The organism is Leisingera sp. ABM4_101 (assembly GCF_056158725.1).
Genome location: NZ_JBSWTV010000002.1, coordinates 4259496 through 4271735, shown reverse-complemented (window position 1 = coordinate 4271735; position 12240 = coordinate 4259496). Strand labels below are relative to the sequence as shown.

At 62.8% G+C, this 12240-nt stretch carries 11 protein-coding genes; 8 read left to right on the top strand and 3 right to left on the bottom strand.

Annotation, left to right across the window (positions count from 1 at the left end; translation table 11 throughout):
• Window positions 1–96 precede the first annotated feature (96 nt).
• Both ACXAEK_RS21855 and ACXAEK_RS21850 read left to right on the top strand, forming a co-directional pair.
• Window positions 97–549, top strand: a complete 453-nt coding sequence (locus ACXAEK_RS21855; RefSeq protein WP_475045133.1) for a MarR family winged helix-turn-helix transcriptional regulator — start codon at window positions 97–99, stop codon at window positions 547–549.
• 16 nt (window positions 550–565) lie between these two features.
• Window positions 566–3763, top strand: coding sequence for a 2Fe-2S iron-sulfur cluster-binding protein (locus tag ACXAEK_RS21850; protein WP_475045131.1), 3198 nt, complete (start codon window positions 566–568; stop codon window positions 3761–3763).
• Between the two features lie 91 nt (window positions 3764–3854).
• Here ACXAEK_RS21850 and ACXAEK_RS21845 read toward each other — a convergent pair whose 3' ends face one another.
• Window positions 3855–4247, bottom strand: a complete 393-nt coding sequence (locus tag ACXAEK_RS21845; protein ID WP_475045130.1) for a hypothetical protein — start codon at window positions 4245–4247, stop codon at window positions 3855–3857.
• Between the two features lie 53 nt (window positions 4248–4300).
• Entirely contained in the window at window positions 4301–5821 is a 1521-nt protein-coding gene (locus tag ACXAEK_RS21840; RefSeq protein WP_475045129.1) for a sulfatase family protein, read from the bottom strand.
• A 72-nt stretch (window positions 5822–5893) separates the two neighbouring features.
• On the opposite strand from ACXAEK_RS21840, the gene ACXAEK_RS21835 reads away from it, so the two are divergent.
• The 3 genes from ACXAEK_RS21835 to ACXAEK_RS21825 all read left to right on the top strand — a co-directional run bounded on the left by ACXAEK_RS21835 (window position 5894) and on the right by ACXAEK_RS21825 (window position 8416).
• On the top strand, window positions 5894–6775 hold the full coding sequence (locus tag ACXAEK_RS21835) for a LysR family transcriptional regulator (RefSeq protein ID WP_475045127.1): 882 nt from the start codon (window positions 5894–5896) through the stop codon (window positions 6773–6775).
• A 176-nt stretch (window positions 6776–6951) separates the two neighbouring features.
• Window positions 6952–8154 (top strand): GTP-binding protein, encoded by a 1203-nt coding sequence (locus ACXAEK_RS21830; protein ID WP_475045126.1) that lies wholly within the window; start codon window positions 6952–6954, stop codon window positions 8152–8154.
• Window positions 8090–8416 carry a DUF6525 family protein gene (locus ACXAEK_RS21825; protein ID WP_475045125.1) on the top strand — a complete coding sequence of 109 codons (327 nt, stop codon included), beginning with the start codon at window positions 8090–8092 and terminating at the stop codon, window positions 8414–8416. Before ACXAEK_RS21830 ends, ACXAEK_RS21825 begins: the two co-directional genes overlap by 65 nt.
• 17 nt (window positions 8417–8433) lie before the next feature.
• On the opposite strand, the gene ACXAEK_RS21820 is transcribed toward ACXAEK_RS21825, so the two are convergent.
• Window positions 8434–8811 (bottom strand): winged helix-turn-helix transcriptional regulator, encoded by a 378-nt coding sequence (locus tag ACXAEK_RS21820; RefSeq protein ID WP_475045123.1) that lies wholly within the window; start codon window positions 8809–8811, stop codon window positions 8434–8436.
• 114 nt (window positions 8812–8925) lie between these two features.
• Here ACXAEK_RS21820 and ACXAEK_RS21815 point away from each other — a divergent pair, with 114 nt between their 5' ends.
• The 3 genes from ACXAEK_RS21815 to rpsA all read left to right on the top strand — a co-directional run bounded on the left by ACXAEK_RS21815 (window position 8926) and on the right by rpsA (window position 12185).
• Window positions 8926–9567 carry an NAD(P)H-dependent oxidoreductase gene (locus tag ACXAEK_RS21815; RefSeq protein ID WP_475045122.1) on the top strand — a complete coding sequence of 214 codons (642 nt, stop codon included), beginning with the start codon at window positions 8926–8928 and terminating at the stop codon, window positions 9565–9567.
• Window positions 9568–9767: 200 nt separating this feature from the next.
• Window positions 9768–10250 (top strand): hypothetical protein, encoded by a 483-nt coding sequence (locus tag ACXAEK_RS21810; protein ID WP_475045121.1) that lies wholly within the window; start codon window positions 9768–9770, stop codon window positions 10248–10250.
• A gap of 255 nt (window positions 10251–10505) precedes the next feature.
• Window positions 10506–12185 (top strand): 30S ribosomal protein S1, encoded by a 1680-nt coding sequence (rpsA, locus tag ACXAEK_RS21805; protein WP_271906493.1) that lies wholly within the window; start codon window positions 10506–10508, stop codon window positions 12183–12185.
• The last annotated feature ends 55 nt before the right edge of the window (window positions 12186–12240 follow it).

The window sequence follows — 12240 nt, the reverse complement described above, 5'->3', positions numbered from 1 at the left end:
CGCAGATTGCGTATGTCCATCCGGGACCACCGCAAAGAGAGTATGTGCAGAATTGGCTGGCCTTTGACAGGTATATAGTTGACACTGTCAATTACCATGACTCAGGCACAATTCCACCTGCACCAATCCCTCGGCTACCAGATCACCATGCTGGCGCGTGTGATTGAACGCCGTTTTGAACAGCGCATCGCCGATTACGGGCTGACCCGTGTCACCTGGTGCGTGCTGCTGGCGGCCGGAAAGGAAAGGCTGGCAACCCCGTCGGAAATCGCGGATTTCATTGGCATCGACCGTACTGCCACCTCCCGCGCCCTGCGGCAGATGGAGACGCGCGGGATGCTCACCCGCTGCAGCGGTGAGGGCGACGGGCGTTCTATCCGGGTCGAATTGACCGCTGCGGGGCAGGCGGCGCTGCAGGCGGTGCTGCCCATCGCGCAGGAAAACGCCGCGTATTTCGAAGCCAAGCTGAGCAGTGAAGAACTGACCGCACTGCGCCGGTCCACCGCCAAACTGCTGCAGGACGAGCCGCGCATCGTCGCCAAGCTGTAACTCAAAGGGGCCATCCATGGGCAAACTGTTCTCCTACCGCAACCGGCCAGTGCATCTGGGACCGTACCCGATGGAGACCCTGGCGCGGCAAGCGGCACCTGAAGGGCTGGACGCGCTGCCGCCGATGGCGCAGATCAGTTTCTGCCGCCCGGATGCGCCGCTCTCCATAGTCAACGCAATGCGCGACTATCAGGCAATGCTGGACGCCACCCGCGAAGGCTTGGTGAAGAAGGAGCGCGCCGACATCCCCGCCAGCCCGCAGGAGCGCACGGATCATCTGAAGGCCTTCGGGTATTTCTGCGATGCCTCTCTGGCCGGTGCCTGCGCGGTGCCCTCCTGCGCGTGGCTCGATACACCGCTGGAGAACCCGGACGTGGCGGCGCTGGCGGACACCCTGCGCAGCAAGCAGACCAAGACCTTTGCCTCCGGCATCGACGTGGTGATGGCAAACTTGCGTGAGGCGATGCAGGCCCCGCCCGCGGACTGCAGCCACCACAGCCATGCGCTGGTCTATGTCTACGAATTCCCCCGCGACCCCGAAGCAGGGGAAGATGGCACCGATTGGCTTTCGGACGCCCAGGCCCAGCGCGCCTGCCTGCGGACGGCGGAAACCGTGGTGACGCTGGCAAACTACATCCGCCTTCTGGGCTGGGAGGCGCGCGCCCATACCGGTGCTGCCACAGATGTGCACCTGGGCCAGCTGGCGGTGCAGGCCGGGCTTGCCACCTATGAAGCCGGCGCCGTTATCAACCCGTTCCTTGGCAGCCGTTTCGGCATCGCTGCTGTCACCACCACGCTGGAACTGGCCCCCGATCTTCCACTGGCCCCAGGGCAGGCGCCGGGCCTCAAATACCGGCTGGGCCTTGGCGCCCACGCCAAGAGCGCGGCCACCCGCGACCCTTACGCCAAGCGCCGTTTCATGGATGGCCCGCACCCGTTCGAGACCCTGAAGCGGGTGCCCGACCCCACCACCTACATCGACGAGGTGAATGTCGCGCGGGTTCCGAAGCGCGCCGACATGTTCGCGCGCTCGCTGTTTGGCGACCTCGGCAAAGGCCCGCAAGAAGCAGCAAAGAACGGGAACTACGTCCGCAAATCCTCCTCTGCATTCGCCTTCCGCTCTTCGCTCGCGGCCTTTGTGCTGCTGCAGGACGGCGAGGCTGCGCCGCAAGTGGACCCAAGTGCTGGCGACGCCGCCCGCAACGCCGCGAACATCAAGGCCGCGGCCTATTTCCTCGGCTGTGATGCGGTAGGCATCTCGCGCTGCCCGGACTGGGCTTACTATTCCCATGATGCCGCGGGCCAGCCGCTGGCGCCGTATCATGAGAACGCCATCAGCATCATCATCGACCAGGGCCATGAAACCATGGAGGGTGCCTCTGGCGATGACTGGATCGCCTGCGCCCAGTCGATGCGCGCTTACCTTCGGTTCTCGCTCTTGGGCGGGGTTATCGCGCAGCAGATCCGCAACCTCGGCTATACCGCCCGGGTGCATTCGGTGATGGACGGCGAAGTGCTGCAGCCGCCGCTGCTGCTGCTGTCCGGCCTTGGCGAGGTTTCCCGCATCGGAGAAGTAATCCTCAACCCCTTCCTCGGGCCGCGGCTGAAATCCGGCGCCGTGACGACCAACCTGCCGATGACCCATGACAAGCCGGTCGACTTTGGCCTGCAGCGGTTCTGCGAGGCCTGCAACAAATGCGCCCGCGAATGCCCCTCCGGCGCCATCACTGCGGGCCCTAAGCTGATGTTCAACGGCTACGAGATCTGGAAGTCCGACAGCCAGAAATGCACCACCTACCGCGTCACCGTGCCCGGCGGCGCCATGTGCGGCCGCTGCATGAAGACCTGCCCCTGGAACCTGGAGGGGCTGTTTGCCGAAGCGCCGTTCCGCTGGGCCGCGATGAATGTGCCCGGCAGTGCGCCGCTCCTGGCAAAACTCGACGACGCGCTGGGCAATGGCGAGGTCAACTCCGCCAAGAAATGGTGGTGGGATCTGGAGATGGCGGAGGAGGGACCCTATGCCCCCTCGCAGCATCCTGTGAACGCCCGCAAGCTGTCCAAAGACCTGGACCTGAAGTTTGAAGACCAGACCCTCGCGGTCTATCCCGCACCGCTGGCGCCGCCGCCCTATGCCTGGCCCGCCCCGATGGACCGCGAGGCCGGGATTGCCGCCTATCAGGCCATGATCCCCGCCGCGGAGCACAAGCGCCGCCGCGCGCAGGGCCTGCCGCCGGAGCATGTCTATTCTGCCGATCAGGGCACTGCGCCGGTGATGCGGGTGCGCCTGTCGAAGGTTGAGCAAATGACGGAGACGGTCACCAAGTATGAATTCTCCCTGCCGGATGGCTCACTGCTGCCGCCAGCCGCGGCAGGCGCCCATATCGACGTGGTTGTCGCGCCGGAGTTCTTCCGCCAGTACTCGCTGTCGGGTGACCCGGCGGACCGCACGAAATACCAGATCGCAGTGCTGCGTGAGGATCAGGGCCGCGGCGGCTCCAAACTCATGCGCCGGATCTTTGAAGAAGGCCGGATGGTTTTCATCTCCAAGCCGATCAACCACTTCCCGCTGGTGGAGGACGCCGCCAAGACCTACCTCATGGGCGGCGGCATCGGGGTGACACCGATGATCGCCATGGCTCACCGCCTGCACGCGCTGGGGCGCGATTTCGAATTCCGCTATTCCTGTTCGAAACAGGCAAATGCTGGCTTCCTGCAAGACCTGCAGAACGTCCCCTGGGCGGACAGGGTGCATCTGCATTTCTCCGACCAAGGCACTCGCGCGGACCTGGCGCAAGTGCTGCAGTATGCGCCCGGCAGCCACGTATATACCTGCGGGCCGGAGGCCTACATGCAGGCGGTTCTGGATGCATCCGGGGCAAACGGCTTCCCCGAAGAGGCGCGCCATATGGAGTACTTCTCAGTCCCGGAGCAGCCGGAATATGAAAACCACGCCTTTACTTTGAAGCTGGCAAAATCGGGCCGCGAAATTCGGGTTCCGGCAGAACAGACCGCCACAGAAGCGCTGGCCGAAAGCGGCATCCACGTGGATGTGAAATGCTCGGACGGCATTTGCGGCGTCTGCAAATGCGGGTTGATTTCCGGTGCGGCGGAGCACCGCGACTTTGTGCTGTCGAACAAACAGCGCGAGGGTGCCATCATCCTGTGCCAGTCCCGCGCGCAAGCGCCGGATGGGGTACTGGAAATCGATCTCTGAGCCGCGGGCCGGAGGGTGCAGTGCAATTTTCTTCAGAAAGAAAATTGCCAAAAGTTTTTCTGAAAACTTTTGCGCGCGGGACGGCGGCGGCTCAGAACGGCTGCCGCTCTCCCAGCAGATAGCGGCCAACATCTATGGCATCGAAAACCAGCGACACTGCAATCACCGCACAGATCATCAGGATGATCCGCCGCGGCCAGGCGGGCATCTCAGGCCGCGCCCCCTGCCGCCACAGCCAAATCACCAGCGGCGTCCACAGGATCACATGCGGCAGCCCCAGAAGCCGCACATATCCCAGCTGGCCGTAGATCCAGTAAACCCCGCCCGCGGCCAGGGTGCTTGCCGCGACTGTTATGAGGCCGTGCAGACGGCTGGGCTGCCAGATCAGCAACGTCAGCGGCAGAACAAAGGCCCCTATAAACAGGATGTTGACCCAAATCTGCACCCACTGCGGCTGGGTTGCAATTGCCTCTTCCAATGTCATCGCGCGGCCCTCCTGGCCGCGACCCTAGGCAACGGCAGGGCAGGCGGCAAGGGCTACAGCGGCGATCCTTCACGCATCCTGTCCTGCTCGTCCGGCGTTGGCGTGTGGTTGAAAACATAGGCCGTGCGGCAGGCCTCTTCGCCGCCCAGTTCCTCGATCCTGCGGCGCTGATCGGCGAAAGCACGGGCGTTCACCTCTTCCGGGTCGCAGATTGCGCGCAGCCGCCGCTCGCCCTCAGCCAGCGCCGCCTTGATCTCCGGATCCTTCACCCCGTCCATCGCCCGGTTAATCTGCTCATGCGGATCCGTTTCCAGATTGAACAACTGCGGCTGCATCCCGGCGTAATAGACATATTTCCACTTGCCCCAGCGCACCATGAAGGCACCGGTTTTCGAGCCGCCGTCGTGGTATTCGCTAAAGCCGGTCCGGGCTTCATCATAGTGCGCGCTGGCAACTGAACGCAGGGAGACGCCCGGCAGTTCCGCAGCCTCCGTCATGCCGCAAACCTCGCGCGCGGTGGCGGCGATATCGGTCAGGCTGGTGCAGGTCGCCAACCTGTGCCCGGCCGGAATCCCCGGCCCGGCCGCAATCATCGGCACCCCGGCCGATTGCTCATACATCACCTGCTTGGTCCAGAACCCCTGATCCCCCATCATGTCACCATGGTCCGACACGTATAGGATCACGGTGTTTTCCAGCTGGCCGCCGGCCTCCAGCGCCCGGATCACCCGGCCCACGCAGTCATCCATGAAAGATGTCAGCCCGTAATAAGCCGCCTTGGCCTCGCGCATCTTCTGTTCGTCGAAATAGTCATCGTAGTTGAAGAACTCCGCGATATTGCGCAGCTCCTCATGGTCCGGCAGCCCCTCGCCATAGCCAACCGGCAGGTCCATCTCTGCCGGTTCATACATGTTGTACCACTCCTCGGGGCACGTGAGGGGGTAGTGCGGGCTCACCAAGGAGACAAACGCTGCCCAGGGCTGCTGCTGCCGCTTGGGATCGGCAAGCCAGGCTTCCGCCGCAGCCGTGATCGCGAGGTCATAGTCAGTATAGGTGCTGGACCCGGCGCCGACGTCGCCCGCCAGTTCCGCCGCCGAGTCATAGGGCGGCGGGTTCTCCCGCAAGAGACCAATGGCCCAGCCCACACCGCCCACCACATGCATCGGCACGATCTCCTCGGAAAACCCGTTGTCATCCTCAACTGAGCGGAAATGCAGCTTGCCGATCGACACCACCTCGCGGCCCGCCTCCCGCAGGGCGTGCATCCAGCTGCGGGGGCTGCCGCTGTAGGGCGTGGCGCTGTCCCAATGGCCGGTCTTATGCACCCAGTCCCCGGTGGCCAGCGCCGCGCGGGTGGGAACGCACATGGGCGAGGGCGTATAGGCAGCAGTAAACATTGTGCCACGTTCTGCCAGCGCATCCAGGTTTGGTGTCTTCACAATCGGATGGCCGGCACAGCCCATCGCATCCTTGCGGTGCTCGTCGGAAATAATCACCAGGAAATTCGGCTGCTCGCTCATCGGATCCTCCCATTTGGCCGCCTGCGCCACGATGGTCAGGAAGGCAGGCCACACTGTTCTGGAAATCCGCACGGCAATCCAATAGATAAATTTTCCAACTCCCAATAAGAAAATTAATGGCCTGGCATGACAATACCTCTGAAGTGGCTGCATAATTTCGAAGCCGTGGCACGGCTGGGCAACATGACGCTGGCAGCGCAGGAGGTCGGGCTGACACAAGCGGCGCTCAGCCAGCAGATGCAGGCGCTGGAAACCCACCTGAAATTGCAGCTGTTCACCCGCGAGCCGCGCGGCATGTCTCTCACCGCTTCCGGCGCCCAGCTCTATAGCGACGTCTCGCCGGGGCTGGAGCAGATCAACAACGCACTGAAACGCTACCAGCAGCCGCAAGGCAGCCGCCTTCGCATTCTCTGCAACGCTAGTTTCGCCCTGCGCTGGCTGATCCCCAATCTGCCCAGGTTCCACGCCCTCTATCCTGAAATCCAGGTGGAAACCCGCACTGCGCTTTGGCGGCCTGAGCGGCACGGCTACGACCCGGATGCCGAGATTTTCCTCGCCGGCCCCGTGCAGCCGGCGCTGGCCAAGGCGATTGTGCATTGCGAAATGGCTGCGGTCCGGGCGCCAGGCTGCGCTGATGAAGGGCCGCTGCCGGTGATCCGCATCAGCGGTCAGGAAAGCCTGTTCGAGGAATGGCTCAAGACGCCGCGCTTTGCGGCCGGAACGATCCGCCAGACCCTTGAAGTGGACAGCGTGCACGCGGCGGTAAGCCTGGCCGCCGATGGCCTGGGCTGGACCCTGTGCCCGTCGTTCCTAGTCCGCGAAGAATTACGCACGGGGCGGCTTCTCGCGGTTGATGCCGGTGTGGCTGTGCCCAAACGGGCCTATTGGCTGCAGCTGAAAGACCGCCCCAGCGCGGCAGCCGAAGCCTTCTATGATTGGATTTCTGCGGCGGCGCCCGCCGCTCAAACCGGAAATTGCGCCGCCGCCCCGGCGCCGCGAGGGGATTGAGAAGGTGCACAGGAACCGCACCTTCTTCTTTGCAGAAATACTCAAAATTCCGAGGCCGGCCACAGGCATTGCGCGGCGATAGATGGCGCTTGCCCGGTTTCCTTCTTGCAGGCGCGCAGATGGGCTGCTATTCCCGCCGCGATAAATGTTATGATATAACATAAATGGAGATCTGCATGACGGACAACAGGCTGCCGGTCACGGTGCTGTCGGGCTTTCTTGGGGCGGGCAAGACCACGCTCTTGAACCACGTTCTGAACAACCGGGCAGGCCGCCGGGTTGCGGTGATCGTCAACGACATGAGCGAGGTGAACATCGACGCAGACCTGGTGCGCGGCGGGACGGAACTGTCGCGCCAGGATGAGAAGCTGGTGGAAATGACCAACGGCTGCATCTGCTGCACCCTGCGCGACGACCTGCTGCAGGAGGTGCGCCGCCTCGCGGGCGAGAGGAGGTTTGACTACTTGCTGATCGAAAGCACCGGCATCGCCGAACCCTTGCCGGTGGCGGCGACCTTCGATTTCCGTGATGAAGAAGGGGCCAGCCTCTCCGACGTCGCCCGGCTCGATACGATGGTCACGGTGGTCGACGCTGTGAACCTGTTGCGCGACTTCGCCAGCCATGACTTCCTCAGCGACCGTGGCGAAAGCCTGGGCGAGGAAGACGACCGCACATTGGTCAACCTGCTGACCGATCAGATCGAGTTTTCCAATGTCATCATCTTGAACAAGGTGTCGGACGCAGGACCGGATCAGACCGCTGCGGCGATGGCTGTTATCAAGGCGCTGAACCCGGATGCTGAGGTAATTCACACTGATTACTCCGAAGTCGACGGAAACCGAATTTTCGACACTGGCCGCTTCGATTTTGACAAGGCGCATGAACACCCCCTGTGGGCCAAGGAGCTCTATGGGTTTGCGCACCATGTGCCGGAAACCGAGGAATACGGCATCTCCTCCTTTGTCTACCGCGCCAAACGCCCCTTTGATCCCGCCAAAATCCACGCGCTGCTGAATGGCGACTTGCCCGGGGTGATCCGTGCCAAGGGCCATTTCTGGCTGGCCACCCGCCCGGAATGGGCCGCTGAGTTCTCGCTGGCCGGGGCGATCTCTTCTGTCCGGCCGCTGGGCCTGTGGTGGGCGGCGGTGCCAACGGAACGCTGGCCAACGCATCCTGAGGCCCGGCGCGAATTCCTGCAGAACTGGGATGAGACCTGGGGCGACCGGCGGCAGGAGTTGGTGTTCATCGGGGCAGGCCTCGACAAGGAAGCCTCCACCGCGCGGCTGGACGCTTGCCTGATGCCGGAAATGGCGAATGGCTTCGACCCGGCCTGGGCTTCCTTGGATGACCCCTTCCCAAGCTGGCGCCGCAATGGCTGACCGCAGGGCGCGCCGTAATCTCAACTCGCGCCTGAAAAGGAGGCGCAGGGCGGGGGATCCGATGCAAGCCTATGATGCCTTGCCGCCGGCATTGCGGAAGTGGCTGGCGTCCGCCTGCCTGCCTTGGAGCCCGGCCTCGGCGCTCAGGCTCTGGAGCAAGGCGGGCGGCCGCCGCGATCCTGCTGCTGCGGCCGCGCGCCTGGATGCGGCCGAACAGGCAATGCTGAAACGGGACGCACGCGTCTGGGCATTCCGGCAATAACCGCAAGGGCCGCCGCCTCAGGCGGTCTTCTTCTCCGCCTCCGCCGAGGCATCAAACTCTGCCCGCGCCGCATCAATCACAGGCAGATGCTCCAGCGCCCACAGCCCCAATGCCCTGACCGGTTCGCGGAACGACTCGCCTAAGGGCGTCAGCGCATATTCCACCTTGGGTGGGATCGTCGGGTAATAGGTGCGGCTCACCAGCCCGTCACGCTCCAGCTCGCGCAAGGTAAGGCTCAGCATCCGCTGGGAAATCCCCAGGTGCCGCTTCAGCTCATTGAATCGCAGCACGCCGTATTGCGCCAAGGAGATCACAATCAGCACGCTCCAGCGGTCGCCGACCCGCGACAGCACCTCGTTGATGCGCCCGCACTCCGGGCATTGCGCCTCCGCCATGGTGGTTCCTTCCGTGTAACCGGGGCTCAGGAATGTGCCTTCTTGCGCCCTTTCCAGTGCTGATTATATAGCCGGTTACAAATTTATACTACCCTTTCTGAAAGGACTGGACACATGAGCAAGAGCACCCTGATCGAGAAGCTGAACTGGCGTTATGCCACCAAGAAAATGGACCCGGCCAAGGCCGTCCCGCAGGAGAAGGTTGACCAGATCATCGAGGCGATCCGCATGGCGCCGACCTCGTCGGGCACCCAGCCGTTTGAGGTTTTTGTTATCACCAACCCGGAGATCCGCGCGCAGATCCGTCCGCATGCCTGGGACCAGGCGCAGATCACCGACGGCTCGCATCTGATCGTCTTTGCCGCCTGGGACAACTACTCCGAGGACCGGATCGACGCAGTCACCCGCCAGATGACCGAGGAGCGCGGCGAGATCCCGATGCTGAACCAGTATTACGATAACCTCAAGGCGACCTACCTGCCGCGGGAAGAGCGAACCAACCACGACCACGCCGCCCGCCAGGCCTATATCGCGCTGGGCTTTGCCCTGGCCGCTGCCGCCGAGCTGGAGGTGGACAGCACCCCGATGGAAGGTTTCACGCCTGAGAAAGTCGATGAAATCCTGGGCCTGCGCGGCAAGGGCCTGCGTTCTGTCCTCTTGCTGCCGCTTGGCTACCGCCAGGAAGACGGCGACTGGCTCTTGCCGATGAAAAAGGTGCGCAAACCCCGTGAAACCATCGTGACAGAGATCGCCTGAAGGCCCAATAAACACTGGCGGTAGGCGGCCCAGGACGGCGCCGCCTGCTGCCACCCTCCTGGGAAATGCAAGGAAAGAACCTTTAATATACTGATTTCATGCTACATTAGGAAATGAGCGCCATTTTATGTTTACGAGTCCCTGCGGCATCCTGAGGGCGGCTGCCGCTAGGAGCGACATTACCGGGGGCCGCCTGAGGCATGTTTACTGCAGACTTTTCCGTCAGCGATCTGGAGCCTGAGCTGAAGTTCATCTTCCTGCTTTGGAAAAGCGCTGCGGAGGGCGGGCGCTTCCCGCGGCTTACGGAATTCGGCCTTCCGAATGCCGAAAAAGCCCCGAATGTCCTATCTATCTTTGAAATTGAGCGCACAGACGCCGGCAGTCTGTCCAATTTCAAGGCCATCTATGCCCGCAGTAAGCTCAGCAACACGCTCCGAAGCAAGCTGGTGGGTACCAGGCTGACCGAACACCCCGGCAAGGGCCCCGGGTCGCTGGTCTGGAGCTGCTTTGCAGAAGTGGCCGGCAATCCCCGCCCGCTGATGGTATCGCTGCCCTATGTCGGTCCGCTGCCGGGCTTCCGAAGCTCGAACGAAGTGTTTCTGCCGCTCCTGGGGGAGAAGGACGCGGTTGAGTTCGTTCTGGTCGGTGTGGTGCTGCTGGAGCGGGAATACTGGCGGCAATAGCAGCGCAGCCCTTCTCGCCGCCTTGCGGGGCTGGGCTTTCCCCTTGCACGCTCATGGGAATCCGCCTATACGCGCGCTGTCAGAACATGGGCGGCAAACGTCCGGGCGGCATATCTGAGCAGGGCTGGGGAATACCTCGGCCCTTTGTGTTTGTTTGATCAGATCTGCTCCGGGCCACGTTCTGGACTGGCTTAACCAAGACCGGCGGAGACAACCGCCCGGCCAGAAACACTAGTAAAGGAAACCTGAGACCTCATGGCTCAAAACGCATCGATGGAGGAATTCGAAGCCCTCCTGAACGAAAGCTTCGAAATGGACACCCCGGACGAAGGTTCGGTTGTCAAAGGCAAAGTGCTGGCAATCGAAGCCGGCCAGGCCATCATCGACGTCGGCTACAAAATGGAAGGCCGCGTTGATCTGAAAGAATTCGCAAACCCCGGCGAAGCGGCTGAAATCGCAGTCGGCGACGAAGTGGAAGTGTTCCTGCGCGCCGCTGAAAACGCCCGTGGCGAAGCCGTCATCTCCCGCGAGATGGCCCGCCGCGAAGAAGCCTGGGACCGCCTGGAAAAAGCCTACGCAGACGATCAGCGCGTCGAAGGCGCGATCTTCGGCCGCGTCAAAGGCGGCTTCACCGTCGACCTGGGCGGCGCTGTTGCCTTCCTGCCCGGCTCGCAGGTTGACGTGCGCCCCGTGCGCGACGCAGGCCCGCTGATGGGTCTGAAGCAGCCGTTCCAGATCCTGAAAATGGACCGCCGCCGCGGCAACATCGTTGTCTCCCGCCGCGCGATCCTCGAAGAGTCCCGCGCCGAGCAGCGCGCCGAAGTCATCGGCAACCTGTCCGAAGGCCAAGCAGTGGACGGTGTCGTCAAGAACATCACCGAATACGGTGCGTTTGTTGACCTGGGCGGTGTTGACGGCCTGCTGCACGTCACCGACATGGCATGGCGCCGTGTGAACCACCCCTCCGAGATCCTGTCGATCGGCGAAACCGTCAAGGTTCAGGTCATCAAGATCAACAAAGAGACCCACCGTATCTCCCTCGGCATGAAGCAGCTGCAGGAAGACCCGTGGGATCTGGTTGGCGCCAAGTACCCGCTGTCCTCCGTGCACAAGGGCCGCGTCACCAACATCACCGATTACGGTGCATTTGTTGAGCTGGAGCCGGGCGTCGAAGGTCTGGTCCACGTCTCTGAGATGTCCTGGACCAAGAAAAACGTCCACCCGGGCAAAATCGTCTCCACTTCCCAGGAAGTCGACGTCATGGTTCTGGAAATCGACGGTGCCAAGCGCCGCGTCTCCCTGGGCCTCAAGCAGACCATGCGCAACCCGTGGGAAGTGTTCTCCGAGAACAACCCCGAGGGCACCCAGGTCGAAGGCGAAGTCAAGAACATCACCGAATTCGGTCTGTTCATCGGCCTCGACGGCGACATCGACGGCATGGTTCATCTGTCCGACCTGTCCTGGGACGAGCGTGGCGAAGACGCGATCCAGAACTACCGCAAAGGCGACATGGTTTCGGCCGTTGTCTCTGAAGTGGACGTTGACAAAGAGCGTATCTCGCTGTCGATCAAAGCCCTGGGCGGCGACAAGTTCGCCGAAGCCGTGGGCGGCGTGAAGCGGGGCTCGATCGTGACCGTGGAAGTGACCGCAATCGAAGACGGCGGCATCGAAGTGGAATACGAAGGCATGAAGTCCTTCATCCGCCGCTCCGACCTGTCCCGCGACCGTGCCGACCAGCGCCCCGAGCGTTTCTCGGTTGGCGACAAGGTCGACGTGCGCGTCACCAACGTCGACTCCAAGACCCGCCGCCTGGGCCTGTCCATCAAGGCGCGCGAGATCGCGGAAGAGAAAGAAGCAGTGGAACAGTATGGCTCCTCGGACTCCGGTGCATCGCTGGGCGACATCCTGGGCGCCGCACTGAAGTCGGGCGACTAATCTCCCCGGCCTCACGGCTGACAATCGAAAGCCCCGCAGGTGACTGCGGGGCTTT